This is a genomic window from Nocardia sp. CA-128927 (genome assembly GCF_050955855.1).
GTDB lineage: Bacteria > Actinomycetota > Actinomycetes > Mycobacteriales > Mycobacteriaceae > Nocardia.
Genome location: NZ_CP192087.1, coordinates 860,976 through 884,428 on the forward strand (window position 1 = coordinate 860,976; position 23,453 = coordinate 884,428).

24 protein-coding genes are annotated in these 23,453 nt (G+C 66.2%); 14 read left to right on the top strand and 10 right to left on the bottom strand.

Annotation, left to right across the window (positions count from 1 at the left end; translation table 11 throughout):
- Positions 1–7: 7 nt before the first annotated feature.
- Positions 8–1,429, top strand: a complete 1,422-nt coding sequence (gene purB / locus ACQPW1_RS04255; protein ID WP_433661468.1) for an adenylosuccinate lyase — start codon at positions 8–10, stop codon at positions 1,427–1,429.
- 28 nt (positions 1,430–1,457) lie between these two features.
- Here the strand turns inward: purB and ACQPW1_RS04260 are convergent, their stop codons facing one another.
- Positions 1,458–1,895, bottom strand: coding sequence for a hypothetical protein (locus ACQPW1_RS04260; RefSeq protein ID WP_433661469.1), 438 nt, complete (start codon positions 1,893–1,895; stop codon positions 1,458–1,460).
- A gap of 310 nt (positions 1,896–2,205) precedes the next feature.
- Here ACQPW1_RS04260 and ACQPW1_RS04265 point away from each other — a divergent pair, with 310 nt between their 5' ends.
- Both ACQPW1_RS04265 and ACQPW1_RS04270 read left to right on the top strand, forming a co-directional pair.
- Positions 2,206–2,628 (top strand): HIT family protein, encoded by a 423-nt coding sequence (locus ACQPW1_RS04265; protein ID WP_433661470.1) that lies wholly within the window; start codon positions 2,206–2,208, stop codon positions 2,626–2,628.
- 136 nt (positions 2,629–2,764) lie between these two features.
- Positions 2,765–3,724: an alpha/beta hydrolase gene (locus ACQPW1_RS04270; protein WP_433661471.1), complete on the top strand. Its 960-nt coding sequence runs from the start codon at positions 2,765–2,767 to the stop codon at positions 3,722–3,724.
- A 25-nt stretch (positions 3,725–3,749) separates the two neighbouring features.
- Here ACQPW1_RS04270 and ACQPW1_RS04275 read toward each other — a convergent pair whose 3' ends face one another.
- Both ACQPW1_RS04275 and ACQPW1_RS04280 read right to left on the bottom strand, forming a co-directional pair.
- Positions 3,750–4,415 carry a response regulator gene (locus ACQPW1_RS04275; RefSeq protein ID WP_433661472.1) on the bottom strand — a complete coding sequence of 222 codons (666 nt, stop codon included), beginning with the start codon at positions 4,413–4,415 and terminating at the stop codon, positions 3,750–3,752.
- Positions 4,412–5,617, bottom strand: a complete 1,206-nt coding sequence (locus ACQPW1_RS04280) for a sensor histidine kinase (RefSeq protein ID WP_433661473.1) — start codon at positions 5,615–5,617, stop codon at positions 4,412–4,414. Before ACQPW1_RS04280 ends, ACQPW1_RS04275 begins: the two co-directional genes overlap by 4 nt.
- Positions 5,618–5,783: 166 nt before the next feature.
- Between ACQPW1_RS04280 and ACQPW1_RS04285 the strand changes: the two genes are divergently transcribed.
- Complete coding sequence (locus tag ACQPW1_RS04285) at positions 5,784–6,017, top strand: hypothetical protein (RefSeq protein ID WP_433661474.1); 234 nt, start codon at positions 5,784–5,786, stop codon at positions 6,015–6,017.
- Positions 6,018–6,138: 121 nt separating this feature from the next.
- On the opposite strand, the gene ACQPW1_RS04290 is transcribed toward ACQPW1_RS04285, so the two are convergent.
- On the bottom strand, positions 6,139–7,227 hold the full coding sequence (locus tag ACQPW1_RS04290) for an alkene reductase (protein WP_433661475.1): 1,089 nt from the start codon (positions 7,225–7,227) through the stop codon (positions 6,139–6,141).
- Positions 7,228–7,273: 46 nt separating this feature from the next.
- On the opposite strand from ACQPW1_RS04290, the gene ACQPW1_RS04295 reads away from it, so the two are divergent.
- Both ACQPW1_RS04295 and ACQPW1_RS04300 read left to right on the top strand, forming a co-directional pair.
- On the top strand, positions 7,274–7,657 hold the full coding sequence (locus ACQPW1_RS04295; protein ID WP_433661476.1) for a MerR family transcriptional regulator: 384 nt from the start codon (positions 7,274–7,276) through the stop codon (positions 7,655–7,657).
- Positions 7,658–7,746: 89 nt separating this feature from the next.
- On the top strand, positions 7,747–9,921 hold the full coding sequence (locus tag ACQPW1_RS04300; protein ID WP_433661477.1) for a S9 family peptidase: 2,175 nt from the start codon (positions 7,747–7,749) through the stop codon (positions 9,919–9,921).
- 78 nt (positions 9,922–9,999) lie between these two features.
- On the opposite strand, the gene ACQPW1_RS04305 is transcribed toward ACQPW1_RS04300, so the two are convergent.
- The gene (locus tag ACQPW1_RS04305; protein WP_433661478.1) at positions 10,000–10,395 is read right to left on the bottom strand and encodes a type II toxin-antitoxin system VapC family toxin; all 396 of its coding nucleotides are present in this window, start codon (positions 10,393–10,395) and stop codon (positions 10,000–10,002) included.
- A complete protein-coding gene (locus tag ACQPW1_RS04310; protein WP_433661479.1) occupies positions 10,392–10,790 on the bottom strand; it encodes a type II toxin-antitoxin system Phd/YefM family antitoxin in 399 nt (132 codons plus the stop codon). Before ACQPW1_RS04310 ends, ACQPW1_RS04305 begins: the two co-directional genes overlap by 4 nt.
- A gap of 195 nt (positions 10,791–10,985) precedes the next feature.
- Between ACQPW1_RS04310 and ACQPW1_RS04315 the strand changes: the two genes are divergently transcribed.
- Positions 10,986–11,687: a DUF2334 domain-containing protein gene (locus tag ACQPW1_RS04315; RefSeq protein WP_433661480.1), complete on the top strand. Its 702-nt coding sequence runs from the start codon at positions 10,986–10,988 to the stop codon at positions 11,685–11,687.
- A 138-nt stretch (positions 11,688–11,825) separates the two neighbouring features.
- Here the strand turns inward: ACQPW1_RS04315 and ACQPW1_RS04320 are convergent, their stop codons facing one another.
- Positions 11,826–13,223: a glutamate decarboxylase gene (locus ACQPW1_RS04320; RefSeq protein ID WP_433661481.1), complete on the bottom strand. Its 1,398-nt coding sequence runs from the start codon at positions 13,221–13,223 to the stop codon at positions 11,826–11,828.
- A 223-nt stretch (positions 13,224–13,446) separates the two neighbouring features.
- Here ACQPW1_RS04320 and ACQPW1_RS04325 point away from each other — a divergent pair, with 223 nt between their 5' ends.
- Positions 13,447–14,811 (top strand): dipeptidase, encoded by a 1,365-nt coding sequence (locus tag ACQPW1_RS04325; RefSeq protein WP_433661482.1) that lies wholly within the window; start codon positions 13,447–13,449, stop codon positions 14,809–14,811.
- 19 nt (positions 14,812–14,830) lie between these two features.
- On the opposite strand, the gene ACQPW1_RS04330 is transcribed toward ACQPW1_RS04325, so the two are convergent.
- Positions 14,831–15,475 carry an MBL fold metallo-hydrolase gene (locus ACQPW1_RS04330; RefSeq protein WP_433661483.1) on the bottom strand — a complete coding sequence of 215 codons (645 nt, stop codon included), beginning with the start codon at positions 15,473–15,475 and terminating at the stop codon, positions 14,831–14,833.
- Between the two features lie 127 nt (positions 15,476–15,602).
- Here ACQPW1_RS04330 and purS point away from each other — a divergent pair, with 127 nt between their 5' ends.
- Complete coding sequence (gene purS, locus ACQPW1_RS04335) at positions 15,603–15,839, top strand: phosphoribosylformylglycinamidine synthase subunit PurS (protein ID WP_150403849.1); 237 nt, start codon at positions 15,603–15,605, stop codon at positions 15,837–15,839.
- Entirely contained in the window at positions 15,836–16,513 is a 678-nt protein-coding gene (gene purQ / locus ACQPW1_RS04340) for a phosphoribosylformylglycinamidine synthase subunit PurQ (protein ID WP_433661484.1), read from the top strand. Before purS ends, purQ begins: the two co-directional genes overlap by 4 nt.
- 70 nt (positions 16,514–16,583) lie before the next feature.
- Here purQ and ACQPW1_RS04345 read toward each other — a convergent pair whose 3' ends face one another.
- Positions 16,584–17,660 carry a substrate-binding domain-containing protein gene (locus ACQPW1_RS04345; RefSeq protein ID WP_433661485.1) on the bottom strand — a complete coding sequence of 359 codons (1,077 nt, stop codon included), beginning with the start codon at positions 17,658–17,660 and terminating at the stop codon, positions 16,584–16,586.
- Positions 17,661–17,711: 51 nt separating this feature from the next.
- On the opposite strand from ACQPW1_RS04345, the gene ACQPW1_RS04350 reads away from it, so the two are divergent.
- On the top strand, positions 17,712–18,143 hold the full coding sequence (locus ACQPW1_RS04350; protein WP_433661486.1) for a MarR family winged helix-turn-helix transcriptional regulator: 432 nt from the start codon (positions 17,712–17,714) through the stop codon (positions 18,141–18,143).
- Between the two features lie 2,004 nt (positions 18,144–20,147).
- Here the strand turns inward: ACQPW1_RS04350 and ACQPW1_RS04355 are convergent.
- A complete protein-coding gene (locus ACQPW1_RS04355; protein ID WP_433661487.1) occupies positions 20,148–21,143 on the bottom strand; it encodes an alpha/beta hydrolase in 996 nt (331 codons plus the stop codon).
- Between the two features lie 282 nt (positions 21,144–21,425).
- Here ACQPW1_RS04355 and ACQPW1_RS04360 point away from each other — a divergent pair, with 282 nt between their 5' ends.
- The 3 genes from ACQPW1_RS04360 (at position 21,426) to ACQPW1_RS04370 (ending at position 23,409) form a co-directional block, all read left to right on the top strand.
- On the top strand, positions 21,426–21,569 hold the full coding sequence (locus tag ACQPW1_RS04360; protein ID WP_433661488.1) for a hypothetical protein: 144 nt from the start codon (positions 21,426–21,428) through the stop codon (positions 21,567–21,569).
- 4 nt (positions 21,570–21,573) lie between these two features.
- Positions 21,574–21,963 (top strand): hemophore-related protein, encoded by a 390-nt coding sequence (locus tag ACQPW1_RS04365; RefSeq protein WP_433661489.1) that lies wholly within the window; start codon positions 21,574–21,576, stop codon positions 21,961–21,963.
- Positions 21,964–22,113: 150 nt separating this feature from the next.
- Positions 22,114–23,409: a M18 family aminopeptidase gene (locus ACQPW1_RS04370; RefSeq protein WP_433661490.1), complete on the top strand. Its 1,296-nt coding sequence runs from the start codon at positions 22,114–22,116 to the stop codon at positions 23,407–23,409.
- Positions 23,410–23,453: the final 44 nt, after the last annotated feature.

Below are 23,453 nucleotides of genomic sequence, written 5' to 3' on the forward strand. Positions count from 1 at the left end.
CGGAGTCGTGAGCCTCGTCCCGAACGTCCTTGCCACCCGATACGCCAGTCCTGAACTGGTGCAGCTGTGGTCGCCCGAGAACAAAATCGTGCTCGAGCGGCGACTGTGGCTGGAGGTGTTGCGGGCCCAGTCGGAACTCGGCATCGAGCTTCCCGCGGGCGTACTCGACGACTACGAGCGGGTGATCGACCAGGTCGATCTGGCCTCGATCGCCGAGCGTGAGCGGGTCACCCGGCACGACGTCAAGGCGCGCATCGAGGAGTTCAACGCGCTGGCCGGGCACGAGCACGTGCACAAGGGCATGACCAGCCGCGACCTCACCGAAAACGTCGAGCAGCTGCAGATCCGGCTCTCGCTCGAGCACGTGCACGCACACGGCATCGCGATCGCGGCCCGGCTCACCGAGCGCGCCGCCGAATACCAGACGCTGGTGATGGCGGGTCGCTCGCACAATGTCGCCGCGCAGGCCACCACCCTCGGCAAGCGGTTCGCCTCGGCCGCCGACGAACTGCTGATCGCGCTGACCAGGGTGCGTGAGCTGATCGACCGCTACCCGCTGCGCGGCATCAAGGGTCCGATGGGCACCGCCCAGGACATGCTCGACCTGCTCGGCGGCGATCCGGCCAAGCTGTCCAAGCTGGAGCAGCAGGTGGCCAGGCATCTCGGCTTCGCGACCGTGCTCACCAGCGTCGGCCAGGTGTACCCGCGCTCGCTCGACCACGACGTGCTCTCCGCGCTGGTCCAGGTGGGCGCCGGCCCGTCCTCGTTCGCGCACACCATCCGGCTGATGGCCGGAAACGAGCTGGTCACCGAGGGCTTCCAGCCCGGCCAGGTGGGCAGCTCGGCGATGCCGCACAAGATGAACACCCGCTCGTGCGAGCGCGTCAACGGCCTGCAGGTGGTGCTGCGCGGCTACGCCTCGATGGCCGCCGAACTGGCCGGCGCGCAATGGAACGAGGGCGACGTCTTCTGCTCGGTGGTCCGCCGCGTCGCGCTGCCGGACGCCTTCTTCGCCATCGACGGCATGATGGAAACCTTCCTCACCGTGCTCGCCGAATTCGGCGCCTACCCCGCCGTCATCGCCCGCGAACTGGACCGCTACCTCCCCTTCCTCGCCACCACCCGCATCCTGATGGCCGCGGTCCGGGCCGGCGTCGGCCGCGAAACCGCGCACGAGGTCATCAAGGAACACGCGGTCGCGGTAGCCCTCGCGATGCGCGAGCAGGGCCGCGAACCCGACCTCCTCGACCGCCTCGCCGCCGACCCCCGCCTGCCCCTCGACCGCGCCGCTCTCGACACCGCCCTCGCCGACAAGTCCGCCTTCATCGGCGCCGCCGAAGCCCAGGTCGCCGACGTCATCGCCGCAGTCCAGAAACTCGTCGACCAAAACCCCACCGCCGCCAACTACACCCCGTCGCCGATCCTGTAGCGGGAGAGGCTGTTTCGCCGCGAATTCGCTAGCAGGTGTCATAGCCGACCGGTATCGTCCCACGGTGACCATTCACGCCTTCGTGGACGAATCGATCCGCCGGGACAGATACATCCTGTGTGCCGTGTTGATCCCAGGTGAACAACTGCACCAGGCGCGGGCGCTGGTTCGCGGGTTTTGTCTTCCTGGCCAACGCCGTTGGCACTTCAACGATGAGTCGGAGCAGCGACAGCGACAGATCATCGCTGCGATGGCTCGCTGCCGAGGCGTGGCGGTTGCGATCTATAAAGGTCGTGGTCCAGAGGTCGGAACTCGGCATGACTGCATGACCGAACTTGTGACGGATCTGGTTGACATCAAAGCCAATCGGCTGGTCGTGGAATCGCGAGAGAGCCAAGATCAACGGGACCGGCACTCCATCGCCTCGGTTCTGCGTAAAACGTCTGCGGAACTTCAGTACGCGCACATGCCACCGCACACCGAGCCATGCTTGTAGTGGGCAGACGCAGCAGCTTGGGCGTTCGGGGCTGGCGGCAAGTGGAAGACAGCGATCACGCCGCTCGTGCGACTGATCTACGACGTGGATAGCCCCCCGTTACAGCGCGAAACCCGGATGCTGGTCGTCCGGCCAGGACCCGGGTCCACTTCTCCCGGCTAGTGCCAAGAGCTGACTCGATACTACTGCATTCGATGTTTGATGGCTATGGAATTGCGCGGACGCTATGCGAGGCGGCATCGGGCCTTGGACTGCCCGAAACCCGCGCTAGGGTTTCGGCGTGAATCCGTACACGGTATTTGGGGAGATCATTGCTGGGCGGGCTGCGGCCAGTCGGGTGTATGAGGACGATGATGTGTTGGCGTTCATGGATATTCGGCCGATGACGCCGGGGCATCTGCTGGTGGTGCCGAAGGTGGCGGCGCGGAGTTTGGCGGAGTTGGATCCGGTGGTCGGGGGGAAGCTGTTTCAGGTGGGGCAGCGGTTGGCGGCGGCGTTGCGGGCCAGTGAGGTGGGGTGTGACGGGGTGAACTTCTTTCTTGCCGACGGGGTGACGGCGGGGCAGGAGGTGTTCCATGTGCATCTGCATGTGATTCCGCGGACGCCGGGGGACGGGTTCGGGTTGCGGGGGCGGCCGACCAGTCCGCAGCGGGCCGATCTGGATTATCTGGCCGGGTCGATTCGCGGTGCGCTGAGTCGCTGAGCGGTGGTATCAGCGGGAAGTTTGTTACGTACCGGCTGGTTTGCTGAGTGCGCGCCAGAGGTGCAGATCGCTACCGCAATAACACCTGGTGAGCTACCTTTAAAAGCCGTTCTGATGCGGTGATGGAGGTGTGACCATGCGTCGAACACCAGTTGCTGTGGCAGTGCTGACCGTGGCGCTCGGCTTGATCGGCCCGGCGGTGATCGGGTCTGCGACGGCCTCGGCCGCGCAGATCGAGCGTGTCGACAACCTGACCCCGACGCGGGCCGCGGTGTTCATCTACTCACCCGCGATGGGACGAACCGTCCAAGTTCAGGTGCTGCATCCGGCGGGCGGCGGTCCGCGCCCCGCGTACTACCTGCTGGACGGGCTCGACCCCGGCACAACCCAGAGCACCTGGACCAACGCCACCGACGCGGAGCGCTTCTTCGCGGGCTCGAACGTCAATGTCGTGCTGCCGGTCGGCGGCGAAGCCAGCTACTACACCGACTGGCAACAGGACGATCCGCAACTCGGTCACTACGCGTGGGAAACGTTCCTGACCGAGGAACTGCCCCCGCTGATCAACGCCCGCTTCAACGGCAACGGCATCAACGCGATCGGCGGACTCTCGATGGGCGGCAACGCCGCCTTCATCCTGGCCGCCCGCCACCCGTGGCTGTACCGCGCCGTCGCGGGCTACAGTGCCTGCCCCGACACCGGCCTGGCGATGGGCGCGGTGATGTTCTCCATCGCCAACCGCGGCGGTAACCCGGTCAACATGTGGGGCCCGCCCGGCAGCCCGGCCTGGGCCGAGCACGACCCGGCCCTGCTGGCAGAACGCCTGCGCGGCAAGACAATCTACCTGTCTAGCGGCACCGGCATCCCCGGCCCGCACGAGACGGAGATCAAACCCCAACTGGCCGAGAACATCTTCCTCGGCGGCCCGGTCGAGATGGGCGTCAACGCCTGCGTGGTCGCGTTCGAGCAGCGCCTGCGCGGACTCGGCATCCCGGCCCGAGTCGACTACAGCGCCACCGGAACTCACTCGTGGTCCTACTGGCAGGACACGCTGCACGCGTCCTGGTCGACCATCGCGCCCGCCATCGGAGCCTGAGTTACGAAGGGGCGCAGCCGATTCCCTAGTTGCGCCCCGCATTGAGCACGACAATCGCTATCTGAACCCGGTTTTCGGCATCGAGCTTGGTGAGCAGCCTGCTGGTGTACGACTTCACCGTCGCGATACTCAGGTGCATCTCCTTGGCGATATCGGAGTTGGACAGGCCACGACTGATGGCCTCGGCGACATCGCGTTCGCGATCGGTCAGCGAGGTGAGGGCATTGCGGGCCCGGTCGCGTGCCGCGGCGTCGGCACTCGACCCAGCGGTGGCGACCGAGATCAGTTGCGCGGTAACGCTCGGCGAGAGCATCGGCCGACCCGCCGCCACCTGTTTGACCGCGGCGACGATATCGGCGGGCGGTGTGTCCTTGAGCAGGAAGCCGTGTGCGCCGATCCGCAACGCCTGCAACACCATGTCATCGGCGTCGAACGTGGTCAGCACCAGCACTCGGGGCGGGTTGGCCCAGCTCAGTAGTTCGCGGGTGGCGTCGAGCCCGTCCCGCACCGGCATCCGGATATCCATCAGCACGATGTCGGGTGACTGTTCGCGGATCACCGCCAGCGCTTGCGCGCCGTTGGCAGCTTCGCCGACCAGCTCCAGCTCCGGATCGCCGCCGAGGATCATCGTCAGCGCCGAGCGAGCCAGCGGCTCGTCGTCGACGACGACCACGCGGATGCGTGCGTTCATCTGTCGCTCTTCGCGGTGACGGCAGGCCACGGCAACACCGCACGCAACCGGAAACCGCCGGTCGGATCGGGGCCGTAATCCAGTGTGCCGCCGACGAGTTCGGCCCGTTCGGTGAGACCGAGCAGGCCGTAGCCGGAGGACGGCAGCGCGAGGCCGGGATGGCGCGGCGCGGCGTTGCCGACGTCGACGATCAGGTCCTGGCCCGGTCCGCCGTCGATGCGCACCCGGACCGCGGCGCCGGGAGAGTGCTTGCGCGCGTTGGTCAATCCCTCCTGCGCGATGCGATACGCCGTGCGCGCGCTGGTCGCCGGGAGGTCGGCCGTCGTGGTGTCGGTGATCGAGACGTCCATGCCCGCCGAGCGTGCCTCGTCGACCAATCGCGCGAGATCGGCGAGGGTGGGCTGCGGCGGTTCCGGAGTGTCCGTGAGCGCGTCGTCGCCGGTGCGCAGCACGCCGAGCACCTCACGCAGCTCCTGCAACGCGAGATGTGCGTTCTCGGCAATGGTTTTCGCCGTCGCGGCGGTCTGCTCCCTGGTCAGGTCGGTGCGGAAACCGAGCGCACCGGCATGCATGGCCACCACCGAAATCCGGTGCGCCAGTACGTCGTGCATCTCGCGCGCGATGCGATTGCGTTCCAGCAACCGGGCCTCGGCCGCCCGCGCGTGCTGTTCCCGCTCGGCGGTCTCGGCGCGAGAACGCAACGACCACAACAGATCTCGCCGTGCGCCGACCGCGAGGCCGATCGCGACAATGGTGGCGATGGCCGCCGTGATCACCGCAGGCCCGACCCAATACGGTTCCGAGTCGGTATTACTCGGGTAGATCACGCTGTCGGTGAGTACGCCGGTCCCGATGCTGACGATGGCCAGCGCGCTGGTCTCGGCGTAGCGCCGCCGGGTGGCCAGCGAACACAGCACCAGCGCCGCCGCGCCATTGGCGGTGACCGATGCGGTGGACGCCACCGTCACGATCGCCGCGATGGCCACCGGATACCGGCGCCGCAGCAGCGTGAGCAGCATGCAGGCCACACCGAGCAGCGGATCCCCGATCTGGAACCAGGTCAGCAGCGCGCCGTGGATCGGCGCCATGTCCCCCTTGGTGGTCGACCACGCCAGCAGGCCGATGCCGGCGACCGCCACCATTCGCCAGGCGTGCGACCACAGCCGAAGCGGTGGCGCCGACGACAGCGGTGCGGTGGACATGACGCGACTGTAAGTGGCACGCGTTCACCCGCGCATCGGCCTGCAGGGCGAATTCGGATCGACCAAAGGATGAACCATCCGCCGACCGACGGCCGATGTGCGATGACCTGCGTCGGGGCAACCATGAGATAGGTCGTTACCGGGCATCGTGGGAATGGAGAGTGTGATGGGCAAGAACGTTTGGGTCGGACTGCAGATCGTCGGCATGGTCTTGATGGTCGCGTCGGCCCAAGCCGTCATCCGCCTGCTCATCGATCACCGCAAATCCCAGGTGTGGGGCCTGCTCGACTGGGTGCCCGGCGGCTGGGGTGGTCAGCTCGTGGTGCTCGTCGTGCTCGCCGCCGGTGGCGCCGTCCTCGCCGAACGGTCGAACAACAAGGTGAAACTGCTCGAAGCCTGAATCGAGGGGGAAGACCCCGATAGCGATTCCGGGAAAACCCTGATGCCGAGTACGAAACCTCCTGCCGCGCACATAACTGTTTGCAATTCTGTGCGCGGCTGGATGATTCGTGCGCGCGGAATCAGTGGGCCGATACCTCGGCGGGCTGCCAGTGCGGGTAGTCGCTGTAGCCCTCGGCGGTGCGGCCGTAGAGCAGGTGCTCGCGGATGGGTGCGAGCGGGAGGCTGTGGGTGATGCGATGGACGAGGTCGGGGTTCGAGATGAAGGGGCGGCCGAACGACACCAGGTCGGCGAGGCCCGAGCGCAGCACTTCCTCGGCGGCCTCGGCCGTTGTCGCCGCACGGTTTTCGCCGACGTTGGCGATGAGGGTGCCGCGCCAGCGTGGCCGGAGGTCGTCCAGCGCGGGGTAGTTGTCGTTGTCGGTCAGGTGCAGGTGGGCGAGCCCGCGCCGGTCGAGTTCGGTGACCAGCGTGCGGTAGAGCGGGGCCGGATCGGCTTCGAACATGTTGAATTGCGGGTTGCCGGGGGACAGGCGGATTCCGGTGCGGTGCGCGCCGATCTCGGCGGTCACGGCGTCGACGACGGCCAGCGGCAGGCGCATCCGGTTCTCGATCGAGCCGCCGAATTCGTCGGTGCGCAGGTTGGTGTTGTCGGCCAGGAACTGATGCACGAAATAGCTGTTGGCGCCGTGGATTTCGACGCCGTCGAAGCCCGCGGCGATGGCGTTGCGGGCGGCGACGGCGTGCTGCTCGACGGCCGCGTCGATGTCGGCGCGGTCGAGCACCGCCGGTGTGATCGGGTCGCCCTTGCCGCCCTCGATCAGGTGCACCCGATCCTCGTCCAGCACCGCGGACGGACCGGCGGGCCAGGAGCCGTCGATCCGCGCGAGCGGATGACCTTTGCGGCCGCCGTGCATCAGCTGCGCGAAGATTCGCCCGCCGTTCCCGTGTACGGCGTCTGTGACCCGGCGCCACGCCGTGACGTGCTGTTCGGTTTGCAACCCGGGCACCCAGGCCTCGCTCTGCCCGGTCGAATGGGGCCAGATGCCCTCGGTAACGATGAGCCCGGCCGTCGCCCGCTGGGCGTAGTAGTCGACGACATCGCTGGTCGGCGAGCCGTCAGGCAGTGAGCGCAGCCTGGTCATCGGCGACATGACGATCCGATTGGGCAGGGTGCGGGTGGGATTGCGGTATTCGGTCAGCAGCAGCATTCCTGTACCGTAAAACCTGACATCAATGTCAGGTCAAGGAGAGATCGTGCGCATCGGTGAACTGGCCGAGCGGACCGGCGTCAGCGTCCGGTCGCTGCGGTATTACGAAACCAAGGGACTGCTCGCGTCGGACCGGACATCGGGCGGACAGCGCGAATACGCGGAGGCGGCCGTCGACCGGGTCCGGCGCATCCAGGAGATGTTCGCCGCCGGCCTGCACAGCGACACCGTCGGGGAACTGCTGCCCTGCATCCACGACGTGGACGGCACGCCGACCGCGTCGGCCACTCCGTTCCTGGTGGAGAAGCTGACCGGGGAACGCGAGCGGATCGAACAGGCCATGCGTGACCTGGACCGCACCCGCGCCGTACTCGACGACGTCATCCAGGCCGCCTCCGGCGCCAAGCCACGCGTCGAAGGTCAGCTGTAGATCAGGAATTGCTAAGTGCGACAGCTCGAGCAGCGGAGTTGCCGGGTCCTGGCGGGACGAGCGGGGTCCGCGCCGCTACGGTGGAGCCCATGGCTCTCGACAGCGGTACCGGAACGATCTCAGACCTCGACGGGGTGACGGCGCCGATCGCCAAGACGGTGCCCACCGAACGCGTGCATCACGGCGACGTGTTCGTCGACGAGTACGAGTGGCTGCGGGACAAGGAGAACCCCGAGGTCATCTCGCACCTCGAGGCCGAGAACGCGTACACCGAGGCGCAGACCGCGCACCTGGCCGAGCTGCGCGACTCGATCTTCGACGAGATCAAGGGCCGCACCCAGGAGACGGACCTGTCCGTGCCGACCAGGATGGGCGAGTACTGGTACTACTCGCGCAGCTTCGAGGGCAAGCAGTACGGCGTGCACTGCCGCTGTCCGATCGCGGCCGACGCCGAGGGCATCGACGCCTGGACCCCGCCCCAGCTGGAGGCGGGCACCGAGGTGCCCGGCGAGCAGATCCTGCTGGACAGCAATGTGGTCGCCGAGGGGCACGACTTCTTCGCGCTCGGCGCGTTCTCGCTCAGCCATGACGGCAACCTGCTCGCCTTCTCCGTGGACACCGTCGGTGACGAGCGGTACGTGCTGCGCTTCAAGGACCTGCGCACCGGCGAGATGCTGTCCGACGCGATCGCCGAGACGGCGCCCGGCGCGACCTGGTCGCTGGACGGCACGCACGTCTTCTACCAAACCGTCGACGAGTCCTGGCGTCCCGACACCGTGTGGCGGCACCGCCTCGGCAGCCCGACGGTCAGCGATGTGAAGGTGTTCCACGAGCCGGACGAGCGCTACTGGGTGAGCATCACCTCGACCCGCTCGGAGAAGTACCTGATGATCTGGGTCGGCTCCAAGATCACCACCGAGGGTTGGGTGCTCGAATCCGATGATCCCGAGGGCGAATTCCGGGTCATCCTGCCGCGCCGCGAGGGTGTCGAGTACTCGGCCGAGCACGCGGTGGTCGGCGGCGAGGATCGGTTCCTGATCCTGCACAACGACGTGGTCGACGGGGTGAAGGCGGAGAACTTCGTGCTCGCCGACGCCCCGGTCGCCGATCCGTCGGATCTGACGCTGCTGATCGAGCACCGCGACGACGTGCGGCTCGAGGATGTCGACGCCTACGCCGATCACCTGGTGCTGAGCTACCGGCGCGAGGCGCTGACCCGGGTCGCGGTGTGGCCGTTGACCGACAGCGGATACGGCGAGCGCCGCGAGCTCGAATTCGATCTGGAACTCTTCGCGGTCGGCGCGGGCGCGAATCCGGAGTGGGCGCAGCCGACCCTGCGCATCGGGCTGACCTCGTTCATCACGCCGGTGCAGGTGTTCGACTACGTGCCTGCCACCGGCGACCTGCTGCTGCGCAAGGAGCAGCCGGTGCTCGGCGGGTACGACGCCAACGATTATGAGCAGCACCGGGATTGGGCGATCGCCGAGGACGGCACCCGGATCCCGATCTCGCTGGTGTGGAAGAAGGGGCTCGCGGTGGACACCCCGAAGCCCTTGCTGCTCTACGGGTACGGCTCCTACGAGGCGAGCATGGATCCCTCCTTCTCCGTCTCGCGGCTGTCGCTGCTGGATCGCGGCATGGTGTTCGCGGTCGCGCACGTGCGTGGCGGCGGCGAGATGGGCCGGCTCTGGTACGAGAACGGCAAGACGCTCACCAAGAAGAACACCTTCACCGATTTCGTTTCGTGCGCACGGCATTTGATCGATACCGGCAAGACCGCGGCGGATCGGATGATCGCCGACGGTGGTAGTGCGGGCGGTCTGCTGATGGGCGCGGTGGCGAACCTGGCTCCGGAGCTGTTCGCGGGCATCCTGGCGAATGTTCCCTTCGTCGACCCGCTCACCTCGATTCTCGACCCGTCGTTGCCGTTGACGGTCATCGAATGGGACGAGTGGGGTAACCCGTTGGCGGACAAGGATGTCTACGACTACATGAAGTCCTACGCCCCGTACGAGAACATCGAGGTCAAGGATTACCCGGCCATCCTGGCCATCACCAGCCTCAACGACACCCGCGTGCTCTACGTCGAGCCTGCCAAGTGGGTTGCGAAACTCCGCGCCACCAAGACCGGTGATGCGCAGTTGCTGCTGAAAACCGAGATGAGCGCGGGCCACGGTGGTGTCAGTGGTCGTTACGAGAAGTGGAAGGAAGTCGCCTTCGAGTACGCGTGGGTGCTGGACCGGGTCGGTTTGGCCGACGCGTAGTCCTCAGCGTGCGACCGGCTCGCAGGCCGGTCGCACGCCGGGAACTGTCTCGAAGGTAAGGCGGATCCGGATTGTGCGTTAGACGATCCCCGGCATCGCGATCGGCAAGCCATGTTGCCGTGCGACCTTCGCCATCGTCCTGTCGTAAGTAACCAGCGCGAGCAACTCGGATCCCAACTGCGTTGCACTGGCCACATGAATGGCGTCCAGCGTCTTCAGCCCGCCAGGAAGATAGGCAGCAAGGTCGCGGATGCGGCTGCTCACCGGGATGCTCACATACTCAGTTATCAGCTCACGCATCAGCGTCGGATAGCTGCCGAGCCGATCGCATTCGCGCACCGACTCGATGAATCCGATAATGCTGGTTGCTGGTCTGGCCGTGGGGTACTGGTTCAGGTAATGATCGAGAGCAGCAGCGTGTTCACGGCCGGCAACCTTGGTGATAATTGCGGACGCGTCCAGATACAGGATCACTTGTCGATATCCTCGTCGTCGGCCAGATCAGGAAAGGCGTCCTCGAGGGTGGATAGGTCTTCACCTGCGACGATCCGGCGAAACAGTTCTTCTTTCCGCTCATCGAGCCTGGCACTGCGTCGCTCCCATGCGTCGAATTTGGCCTGATCGAACTCGACGTGCTTGTACTTCTCGAAGGTATCGAGCATCTGCCCGACGGTCCGGGCGCCGCCCGGCGGCTCGATGATCACACCTTGCGCCACCAGACGGTCATACGTGCTCATCTCATCGAATGGTGGCGAGAGAACAGCAATGGTCTTACCGTGTTTGGTCACTTGGATTGTTTCCCCCTGCTCGACTGCCGCGAGTATCGCGCTCGGGTTGTAAGAGAATTCCCTGACAGAAACTGTCCGCATCCGATTCGTCTCCCCTCGATCGAGGGTCCCACGGGCTGAATCGGCGAGCGCCGAGCCCGACAACGTGCTTACACGAGGGTACAACGTGTAAGCGCATCGCGGAAAGGGATTTCGGCGAGAACGTGTGTCACGGTGTTCGTCGCCCGGTCATCCCGGCTGCACGCCCAGTACATCTGCCCCTGGCACCGTAAATTCATGAACGCTGAGCTGGTCGTATCCATTTCCGGGATCCGGGACACCACTCGGGACGCGGCGATCGAGTTCGCCGCCGAGATGGACCAGCGCGGTGTGCCACTGTCGCTGCTCGTGGCGCCCCGGTTGAAGGGCAAGTACAAGCTGGTCGAGGATCCCGCGACGCAGGCCTGGCTGCGCGGCCGCCGGGCCCGCGGCGACGCGATCGTGCTGCACGGCTACGACCAGGCGGCGACCAAGCGCCGCAGGGCCGAATTCGCCAGTCTGCCAAGGCATGAGGCGCGGCTGCGGCTGATGGCGGCGGACCGGGTGATGGAGCGGGTGGAGCTGCGCACCCGGCTGTTCGCGGCGCCGCGCTGGGACGTCTCCGCGGGCGCCATCGAGGCGCTACCCGAGGTCGGCTTCCGGGTCGCGCTCGGCCTGACCTCGATCCTGGACCTGGAACACAATGTGGCACAGAAGGTTCGGGTGTACGGCATCGGCGAGGGTTTCCGCGCCGAACCGTGGTGGTGTCGCGCCCTGGTGATGGGTGCCGCGCGTACCGCGCGCCGCGGCGGCATGCTGCGCCTTGCCGTTTCGGCCGCACAACTGGAACGTTCTGGCCCGCGCCAGGCCATGCTTGACGCCGTCGATCTGGCCCTGTTCCACGGCGCGACCGGCGCGGTCTACCGCTGGGAGCCGCCCGCCATCGCGCGCGCGGCCTGAAAGACGCCGCGGCGTGATGTGGTCGGGCATCGCGGCTCCGTGGTTATCGGCACCGCCGAGCGTGGCCGATCGGCGCCGCCGCTCGTGAATGGCGTGAATCGGGCGGCGGCGCTCCAGCGCCGTTGTGCGCCAAGCGATTCAGGCAGGCTCGGCCTTCGTGGTCGGCACCGCGGCCCGCGCACTGTGCGTGAAGCCGCCCGCCTCCTGCCGGGTGAGCGAGGTCGAAAACGGATGTTGCACCAGCAGTTTCATGCACCGCTCGAAATCGGCCAGCAGCAGATCGGCCATGTCGACGGTGAAGCCGTGCCGGATCACCGCACGCATGATCGTCTCGTCCTCCCGGTCCGCGGGTAGTGGATACGCGGCGATCAGCCAGCCCCTGCTGCGCAGCCGATCCGACAGGTCGTACAGGTTGAATCCGGGATCGCCGGTCAACCGCCACGCCACGGCGGTGATGCCCCGGTGCGGATCGCCGTCGTGGATCATCTCGAACACCCCGAGGTCACGCAGACCCGTCGCAAGGTGCTGTGCCGCTCGGTAAATGGCCGATTGCACGCGGGTGTACCCGATCCGGCCCAGCCGGATGAACTCGTAGTACTGCGTGATCGCCTGCCCACCTGGTCGCGAGAAGTTGAGGTTGAAGGTGCCGATACTGCCGCCGAGATAGTCCACGTCGAAGATCAGCTCGGCGGGCAGATCGGCGGCCTCGCGCCAGATCGCCCAGCCGACGCCGAGCGGTGCGAGCCCGGTCTTGTGGCCGGAGGCGTTGATCGACTTCACCCGCGGCAGCCGGAAGTCCCAGACCAGATCCGGCGCCGTGAACGGGGCGAGGAAGCCGCCGCTGGCCGCGTCGACGTGGATCGGAATGTCCCAGCCGCTCACCTCCTGCACCCGGTCGAGGACGCGGCTGATCCCGGCGACGTCCTCGAACAGTCCGGTGAAGGTCTGCCCGAATGTCGGCACCACCATGATGGTTCGCTCGTCGCAGTGGGCGGCGACGTCGTCCGGGTGCATGGTCAGGCGGTCGCCGCGCAGCGGAATCTGCCGGATCTCGACATCGAAATAGCGCGCGAACTTCTCCCAGCAAACCTGCACCGGCCCACATACGAAATTGGGTGTGCCGGTGCCGCCGCGCTGCCGCCAGCGGAACTTGGCCGCCAGCCCGCCGAGCATCGCGGCCTCGCTGGACCCGGTGGTCGAGGTGCCGTGCGTGCCTGCCGGGTCGGGGGAGTGCCACAGGTCCGCGATCATCCGGACACAGCGGCGCTCGAGCTCCGCGGTCTGCGGGTATTCGTCCTTGTCGACAATGTTCTTGTCCAGCGACTCGACCATCACCTTGCGGGCCTGCTCGTCCACCCAGGTGGTGCAGAAGGTGGCCAGATTCATCCGGGAGACGCCGTCGAGCATGAGTTCGTCGTGCACGATCTCGTAGGCGACCTCGGCGAAGAGCCCGAGCTCCGGGAAGCCGCCCTTGGGGGCGACCCGGCTCATGCCCGGCAGGGTGAACAGGTCGTCGGAATCTGCACTGTGGGACATCGGATGGCCTCCGGAGTATCGGCTCGCGTGGTGGTACCGAACGGCAGTCACCCAACACAATCACACCCGGTCGGTCGAGCAGCCGATGCCGCCGCCGAAAGTCGGGCGACACGAACTGCTCGGTCGACTAGATTTCCGGCTTTGTACCGATCGGTTCGTGCGAGAGTTGGGTCAGCGGCGCTGGACACCGAGCGCGACGACACGAAGAAGTGAGGCGCTGGCCATGACCGACGATTCCCGCACCGCCGAGCTGCGCGCGAAGGTCGCCGCGCTCATGCCGCAGGCGAAAACCGATCTGACGCAGCTTGTTTCGTTCAGGTCGGTGGCCGATCCGCGGCAGTTCCCGCCGTCGGAATGCGAGCGGGCCGCGCAGTGGGTCGCGGACGCGTTCGTCGCGGCGGGGCTGACCCGGGCCGGTCTGCACGAGACACCGGACGGCAGCAAGGCCGTCATCGCCGCCCGTCCCGCGCCGCCCGGTGCGCCGACGGTGCTGCTGTACTGCCACTACGACGTGCAGCCGCCGCTGGACGGCGCGGCCTGGCGCACTCCGGTCTGGGAGCTGACCGAGAAGAACGGCCGCTGGTACGGCCGGGGCAGCGCGGACTGCAAGGGCAACATCGTCATGCATCTGACCGCGCTGCGTGCGCTGGGTCCCGACCTGCCGCTCGGTGTCATGGTGGTCGCCGAGGGCTCCGAGGAGCAGGGCACCGGCGGGCTGGAGCGTTTCGTCGAGGCCAACCCCGACCTGTTGCGGGCCGACGCGATCGTGATCGGCGACTGCGGAAACTTCGCCGCGGGCGTGCCGACGCTGACGGAAACGTTGCGCGGCAGCGTGAATGTCGTCGTCACCGTGCAAACCCTCGCGGGCTCACTGCATTCCGGCATGTTCGGCGGACCGTCACCGGACGCGCTCGCCGCGCTGATCCACCTGCTCGCCACGCTGCGCGACGAGCACGGCAACACCACGGTGGCCGGGCTGCCGAACGATCAGCGCTGGTCCGGCGTGCAGTACCCGGAGGACCAATTCCGCACCGACGCAGGCGTACTGCGCGGCGTCGAGCTGATCGGGGACGGCGCCGTCGCCGACATGCTCTGGGCGCGAACGGCTTTGACGGTGCTCGGGATCGACGCCCCGCCGGTGGTCGGCTCGGCCGGCGCCATCCAGCCGTCGGCGCGGGCCAGGCTCAATCTGCGCATTCCGCCGGGCACCGACCCGGAGCAGGCGCACAAGGCGCTCGTCGCGCACCTCGAGGCGAACACTCCGTGGAATGCCGAGCTCACCATCGAGCTGGAGGGCATCGGCGCGCCGTTCCGCTCCGGCAACGGCGGTCCGGCGCGCGAGGCGATGGAGGCGGCGTTGGCCGCCTCGTACGGCCGTGCGGCAACTACCCAGGGGCAGGGCGGATCGATTCCGCTGTGCAACGTCTTCGCCGACACCTACCCGGACGCCGAGATCATGCTGCTCGGCGTCGAGGAACCGACGTGCCTGATCCACGCCCCCAACGAGAGCGTGGACCCGTCCGAAATCGAGCACTTGGCACTGGCCGAGGCGCTGTTCCTGCTGAACTACGCCGACCAGTCCGGATAGCGACGCGGAGCCGGAAGAACTAGAACTCGCGCTGGTCTTCCGGCTCCACCACGGTGAATTCCGTGTCGGCAGGCCCCATTTCGGACAACCGGCCGAAGTAGATGCCCTGTGCCTCCGGCGCGATGATGCCGTAGTGGATGGGCAGCGCGGTCCGCGGTGAGACCGCCCGCAGGTAGTCCACCGCCTCGCTGAGCTTCATCCATGGCGCGGCCGCGGGGAGCGCGAGCACGCCTACCTGGACGGGCGGCACCCACAGCGAGTCACCGGGATGCACCAGCTGCGCCGGATCGTCGGGGGTGCCCAGCTGGAACACGGTGTTGTCGACCACCGGAACCTCCGGGTGGATCACCGCGTGCCTGCCGCCACCGCCGGTGATCTGCAGGTCGCCGATGCTGAGCACGTTGCCCGCGTGCACCGCCTCCCACTTCTCGCCGCGCTGCTGCGCGGTCTGCGGATCCGAGAGCAGCCGGGCGCCGGGATTGGCGTCGACCAGCGCCTCGATCCGATTCGGATCGATGTGGTCGGGATGCTGATGGGTGATCGCGATGGCGTCCAGATCGGTGAGCCCCTCGAAGCCGTGCGAGAAGGTGCCCGGATCGAACAGCACCTTCTTGCCGTGCAGCTCGACGAGGAGACAGGAGTGGCCGAAGTGAGCTATGCGCATCCCGCCATGTTATTGCGCGAAGTTCGGGCACACGCGGCGAATCTTGGCCCACCCCGCGGATGCCGCGGGCAACCAGCACAACTACGCTGCTCAGGTAACCCCCCCACCACCACATGAGGAGCAACGCGTGGCACGAGTCGTGGTCGAGGTGATGCCGAAGGCCGAGATCCTGGACCCCCAGGGACAGGCCATCGTCGGTGCGCTCCCGCGCCTGGGATTCGAGGGCATCTCGGATGTACGGCAGGGCAAGCGATTCGAACTCGATGTCGACGACAGTGTCGGTGACGCCGAGCTCGAGCAGATCGCGGAAGCACTGCTGTGCAACACCGTGATCGAAGAGTGGAAAGTCACCCGGCTGTCATGACCGCGCGTATCGGGGTCATCACGTTTCCGGGCACGCTCGACGATGTCGACGCGGCCCGGGCGGTGCGCTTGGCCGGTGCCGAGGCGGTCAGCCTGTGGCACGCGGACGCGGATCTGAAGAACGTCGACGCGGTGATCGTGCCCGGCGGCTTCTCCTACGGTGACTACTTGCGCGCGGGCGCCATCGCCCGGTTCGCGCCGGTGATGGGCGAGGTCGTGCGGGCCGCGAAGACCGGCCTGCCGGTGCTCGGCATCTGCAACGGCTTCCAGGTGCTGTGCGAGGCCGGGCTGCTGCCCGGCGCGCTGACCCGCAACGAGGGGCTGCACTTCATCTGCCGCGACGAATGGCTGCGGGTGGAATCGGCGTCGACGCTGTGGACTTCGCGCTACGAGGCCGGTGCGCAGATCCTGATCCCGTTGAAGTCCGGCGAGGGCCGCTTCCAGGCATCGACCGCCGTGCTCGACGAGCTGGAGGGCGAGGGCCGGGTGGTCTTCCGCTACGCGGGCGACAACCCGAACGGTTCGCAGCGCGGTATCGCGGGCATCGCGTCGGCCGACGGCCGCATCGTCGGCCTGATGCCGCACCCGGAACATGCCACCGAAGCACTGACCGGACCGAGCGACGACGGCCTCGGCCTGTTCCTCTCGGTGCTGGACACGCTGGTCTCCGCGTAACCACCACGAGCCGCACACTTTTCGATCCACCGCGCCGCCTCAGCGCGCGGGAGCTCGAAGAAGGTGCGGCTCAGGTGATTCTGTCGACGATATCGAACCGGACGCCGTTCGCCCGGGCGATGTAACCGTGCTGGATGGCCTGGTTGCCCTGGAACGCGCGCTGGCCGCCCGGGGTCTCCAACAGCACGCCGTGATCGATCGCGCCGAGCACATCGGGCACCCGCAGCGAACCCACCGCGTGCGCGAGCCCAGCCAGCGTGTGGATGGCCTCGTAGGTCATATTGCTGAAACTGGTCAGCGCGGGCGCGAACTCGCCGTGCAGCTTGCGATAGCGGTCGACCCGGTCCCGCCCGTCCGCGGTGTGCTCGTCGATGAAGAAGCTGGACGCGACATAGAAGTTGTGGTTGGCGCCCGCACCACCAGCCAGTAACACGTTCTCGTCGGCGGCCGGGCTGATCCGCAGCTGCTCGGCCGCGCGCCCGGTCGCGGCGAACTGCCGGTTGAACCGGGACACATCCGCGCCGACCATCAGGATCACCACGCCGTCGGCCTGATCCAGCGCCGGATCGGACAGGAAGTCGCCGAAATCGGGTGCGCCGAGCGGCACGAACCGTTCCAGCACGACGTCGTCGGGGTCGGCCAGGCTGTTGCGGATCGCCTTGGCCGACTCGCGCGGCCAGATGTAGTCGTTGCCGATGATGGCCCAGCGCCGCACGCCGTGCTCGCGGGCGAGCCAGCGCAGGGCGGGCAGCGTCTGCCCCGCCGGGTGCTCGCCGAGCATCAACACCCCGGGTAGTTCGTCGGGTAGACCCTCGTGCCCGGTGGCGAATAAATAGGGCACCCGGCTCGCGGTCGCCCGGGCCACCACCCGCCGCACCGCAGAGGTGTGCCAACCGGTGATCGCGTCCACCATGCCGGTGGCCAACAGCGCGGAAACCTCGCTCGCCACCTCGTGCGGTGCACGCCCTCCATCGATATTCGTAGTACGAATTTCGCGCCCGAGAATTCCTGTGCCCCGGTTGATTTCGTCGACCGCAAGGGAAATCGCCGCGTCACAGGAGGGGGCCACGATACCGCCAGGTCCCTGCATCGGGACTATGTTCAGGATCTCGATAGTGCCCTCTGGGCTCTCGCCGAACGCCGGCATTCGGTACTCTTCTTCTCGTTAGAGCGAAATTCATGGCAGGCAGGAATAACAATGACGACCATTGTAAGCGGATATTCGACGCTGCATGGTGCGCTGCGTGCCGCGGAACGCGGTTGGCTGCGTCACTTGGACGCCGCACTGTGTGCCAGGCAGCTAACACCCGACCAGTGGTCGATGTTGTCGAATCTCTCCAGTGAGACCGGCATCACCATGAGCGAGCTTGCGGCCAGGTCGCAGCTGGCGCCGTCCTCGGCGACCAGGCACGCGGACTACCTGGCCGAGCGTGGTCTGATCTTCCGGCTGGCGGCGCAGGACGACCGTCGGCGGATACTGATCGGGCTGAGCCGGCTCGGCTCGGAGTTGGTTGCCTCGGTGCGCGCCGAGGAAGCGCGGGCGGAACAGGAACTGCGGTCCCGGATCGGGGCGCGGCGCTACACCGAACTGATGCGTTTGCTGGAACTTGTTTCAGTGAACCCGGAGTAGCACTAATTCGGTAGACGAATGTCCCGAAAGTCCGATCCGTCGGCGTTTGCCCGAATCGGCCGCCCACTCGTCAATTCTGTGTGGAATTGATCGACTGCGAACGATTCGGTAAATCCGAAGCGTAAACCTTTCTGATTCGCGTTGTTGACGCGGAGCCGTCTGTGTGTTTGCGGTCCGCGCGCGCTGATCGCGGGACTGTTCACCCCTCTCGTTGCGCGCTGTGGCGATCTTTGTCGCCCGGCGGACTATCTGTCCTCCCCTGCGCTTTTGCATTCCGTGCGGGAGGGGTGGTATGGGGATTGTCCGGTGGGGTCGCGTTCGATGGATTTGCTTGCGCCGGTTGGGCATTCGGCTGGCCGGTCGATCGTCCAATTCGATTAATGAGCATTGGCATCCAATTAAATTCGCCGCCCACAACGGGGGTGTGTCGTTCAATTTGCCGACACGCCGAGTCGGTTCGAGGTTTGTTCCTCGACAGTTGGCATGATCACCAACGCTAAGTCATCCATGGATCGACCTACTATCAGGAGGAACAATGCTGCTGCCCGTGGTTGGAAGTATGGCCGGTGCCGCTGTTGCCGCTCTGACCGTGATTCTCGGCATCATCATCGCGGTCATCTAGCTTTTCAGCTGACCGAGTTCGTCAAACGCCTCCGATGTGAGGCAACGTCGGCTACTTTCTGATATGTCGAGGAAGTCGACGGTACGAAATCGACGGTGGCAGACCGCTGCCGACGAATGGTTCGACCTACTATCTGGAGGAACAATGCTGCTGCCCGTGGTTGGAAGTATGGCCGGTGCCGCTGTTGCCGCTCTGACCGTGATTCTCGGCATCATCATCGCGGTTATCTAGCTTTCTGAGCTGAGCGAGCTCACGACGCCGCCTCCTGTGCGAGGCGGCATCGGCCGATTTTCTTATCGGCCGTGAATGTTCTACAGTCTTCAATCGGCAGTCGGCGTGCACGCAACTGTTCGATCAATCGATCAACCGACAAACAGGAGAAAAAATGCTGCTCCCCGGTGTTGGTAGTTTCCTCGGTGCTGCTGTCGCGGCCCTCGGCGTGATTCTGGCGATCATCATCGCCGTCGTCTAGTCAGCTGCCTTCCAGCTAGCTGAGTTCGTCAAATGCCTCTTCGACGAGGCGAACCTCGGCTGATTCTCTGAGGTCGAGGCAGCTCGAAATCTGATCAGTAAGCTCGACCGACAAACAGGAGGAACTGTGCTTCTGCCCGGTGTTGGTAGTTTTCTGGGTGCTGCCGTTGCGGCCCTCGGCGTGATTCTCGCAATCATCATCGCCGTCGTCTAGCTAGAAACCGTCCGGCCGGCTGCGATCGAGATCGTGTCGGATGCTCCGCAGAATCGAGCGTCCAACTGGCAGTCTCCGAGCAGGCCGAGATCGTGAACGCCTCCAGACTGAGGCTGTTCGACATTCAAAAGCCACAAATGGCGATGATCGCCACTGCTTGCCGCAGTGGATCAATCCACAATCAGGAGGAAAAATGCTGCTCCCCGGTGTTGGTAGTTTTCTCGGTGCCGCTGTTGCCGCCCTCGGTGTGATTCTCGCAATCATCATCGCGGTCGTCTAGTTTGCACCCGCCCAGCTGGGCCCCTGCCTAGCTGGACAGATCGAGATCGTGCCGGACGCACTGCAGGCGTCCGGCACGTCTCGTTTCCGGGTATAGGTCTTCGCACGATGAAAGCAATGTGCGCCTGCGTGGGTGACTCTCGATGTCGTAGCTCAGAGAACCCGGCGGCGCTCTTCTCGTCGAGATAACGGCCGCGGCTGTATCGCGCCACTCGACCACTCCGAATCCCTGCCGCATTGTCGGCGTCCACGTCCGTGCTGCCGGACAACTCGTCCGTGCTAGTCCGTGGCCCACCTCGTACTGCGGTCTGCTTGTCCCGCACAGCAACTCGCACCCGCGAACGCAAAGGAGGACCGGGCGGCCGACGTACCGGCCGTACCCGGTCCTCCAGGACCGTCTAACTGCTGGTCGAACCCGTTACGCGGGCAAGCCCATGCCGCGCGCGAGCACCGGCCAGGACGCCTTCAGCTCGTCCTGCCAGTAGCCCCACGAGTGCGTGCCCGAATCCCGCAGCGCGAATGTGGCTGGGATGCCGAGCTCGTCCAGCTTCGTCCGCAGATTCTGCGCGCAGTGGTTGGTAGCCGCCTCGATCATGCCGCCGATGAGAATCTGATTGGCCAGACCGTTCACGCCCGGCTGGGTGTGCGGGCCGTCCAGGGTGTCGTAACGCCCCGGCAGGCCATTACCCGAGGAGATGTACAGATCGGTGCCGCGCAGGCCCTCGGCGTGTATGTACGGATCGTTGGCGAGCCATTCGGGCGAACCCGTCGGCCCCCACATGTTTTCGTGGTTGGCATTGCCGTATCCGTCGACCACGAATTTCACGAACCGGGAACCGAGCGGGTCGCTGGTCTGGGCGCAGCCGCTATAGGCGGCAGCGGCTTTGTAGAGACCCGGCTTGGCGATCGGCAGGGCGAGCACCGTGGTGGCCGAAGTGGAGATGCCCGCGATGGAATTCAGGCCGTTGGTGCCGAGTGCCGCGTCGATGATGGGCGGCAGTTCTTCGGTCAGGTAGGTCTTCCACTTGTTGCGCCCGAGTACCGGGTCATCCTTGATCCAGTCGGTGTAATAACTGAACATGCCGCCGATCGGCAGCACCAGGTTCACGTTCTTGTCCGCCATGAACTGGCGGGCATCACTTTGCGCCTGCCACGAGGCGATGTCGATACCGCCGCCCGCGCCGCTGAGCAGATACAGGGCCGGCCGCGGTACCGAAGTGTCGGCGGGCAGCTGAATCTCGACCGGGAAGGTCTTGTCCATTGCCGCGGAATAAACCTGAAGTCGGATATTACGATCGTCGATGGACTCGGTGTCGGTTATCCGGGAACCATCCGGTGAAGTAACCGAGGTGGTCACGAGTTTCGCATCGATGGTCGGATCGGCCGCAGCCGTCGATACACCAAGTGTTGTCATAGCGCAGGCGATCAGTCCGGATGCCGCGATGGTGGCTACGGAACGTGATCTGCGGGAGTTGTGCGCTTCTGCGTTTACGCTCCAATTCATAGGACAAGCTTTTAGCACGTCGCTCGTACTGTTCGTGTGGCGACACGATGTAATGTCCGAATTACGTAGAATTGCTTACGAACTGGTCAGTTGACATGCGGCGGTATCGGTTGCCGCCTTGGGGCGCAACGATGTTCGACGCGCCAACCCCTCCGGATGGGTCCATACGGAAATGTTCGCGGCGATCTTCCCATGTCCGACCTGCAAATCATGCTCGGTGAATCCGGACCGATCCTGCGCTTAACGGACGTGGTCGGCGGCCCGCGGAATTGCTTGGGTACCATCACCGCCGGGGTATTCAGCCCCGAACATCCGATCGAGCTCTCCGAAGGGTGAATTCATGAAGATGCTCAACCCGCGTTACGCCTTCGCCACTCTCGCCATCAGCGGGATCGCGGCAGGTGCTTCGTTGTTCGGAACCGGAATTGCCAGCGCGGATATGATCGACGATCTGAGCCCGCTGCTCGGCTCCACCTGCTCCTTCAAGCAAATCGACGCCGCAATGCACGTCTCGGCGCCCGAGATGGCCGCACGCCTGGACGCATCGCCGGTCCAGAAGGGCGTGCTGGAAATGGCATACAACGTGCCGATGGAGACGCGCACCAAGGCGTTCCAGGAATTCTCCGCGCAGAAGCAGAAGAACGGCATGGATACCGCCCTCGCCGCCAGCCCCGACCTGGGCACCAAGATGAGCGAGGTCGCCAAGACCTGCCAGACCTACACGGTCTAGCAAGTCCCACGCGGACCATCGAGCAGCAGCGCATGACTTAGCAGCTAGACAGGTGGGCAGGTCGGCGTTCGCGCCTGGCGGGAACGCCACCGGCCCTGCCCTGATCGGCACTTCCGGTGCACAAGATCACCGGACCCTAGGATCGCAGACATGCCCGTTTCCACCACTGCTGCCACGGCCACCGGGTTGTGCGCGTTCATCGATGAGTCGCCCTCGCCCTTCCATGTGTGCCGGACGGTGGCGCGCGAGCTGGACGCCAACGGCTTCACCCGCCTCGACGAATCGGCCCCGTGGCCGTCGGACGGCCCGAGCAAGCACTACGTGGTGCGCGGCGGTTCGCTGATCGCGTGGGCGACAGCGGACGCCGCGGGGGTGACCCCGTTCCGAGTGGTCGGTGCACACACCGACAGCCCGAACCTGCGGGTCAAGCAGCATCCCGATCTGGCGTCGGCCGGGTGGCAGCTGGTCGGCCTCGAACCCTACGGCGGAGCCTGGCTCAACTCTTGGCTGGATCGCGAGCTCGGCATCTCCGGTCGGCTCAGCGTGCGCGACGGAGATACGGTGCGCGAGCAGCTGGTTCGCATCGACGAGCCGATCCTGCGCGTGCCCCAGCTGGCCATTCATCTGTCCGACGACCGTAAGGGCGTCACGCTGGATCCGCAGCGGCACGTCAACGCGATCTGGGGCGTCGGCCGCGAGCCGCGTTCGTTCCTCGCCTTCGTCGCCGAGCGCGCGGAGCTCGACCCGGCCACGCTGCTCGGCTGGGAACTGATGACGCACGATCTGGCGCCGAGCCGAATCATCGGCCGCGACCAGGATCTGGTCAGCGCGCCCCGGCTGGACAACCAGGTCACCTGCTACGCGGGTCTACAGGCCTTCCTCGCCGCGGTCGAAGCGCCCGGCGCGGCCATTCCCGTGTTCGCCACGTTCGACCACGAAGAGGTCGGCAGCCAGTCCGATCGCGGCGCCCAATCCGATCTGCTGCCGACGGTGCTGGAGCGGATCGTGCTGTCGCGCGGCGGCGACCGGTCCGAATTCTTTGCCGCCGTTGCCGGTTCGGTCTGTGCCTCCGGCGATATGGCGCACGCGACGCACCCCAACTACCCCGAGCGGCACGAGCCCGCGCATCGGATCCAGGTGAACGGCGGACCGGTGCTCAAGGTCAACCAGAACCTGCGCTACGCCACCGACGCCGTCGGCGCGGGCGCGTTCGCGCTGGCCTGCGCGCAGGCGGGAGTTCCGTTGCAGCGCTATGTCCATCGTGCCGATCTGCCGTGCGGCTCGACCATCGGCCCGATGACGGCCGCGGGCACCGGTATGACGACGGTCGACGTGGGCGCGGCCCAGCTGGCCATGCATTCGGCGCGCGAAATCATGGGCGCCGCGGACGTTCCGGCCTACGCCGCGGCGCTGGCCGCTTTCCTGACGCCCGCCGTCACCGGGTGATAGGTCGCCACCGCGACGACGAACACCGCGAGGGCGAGCTCACC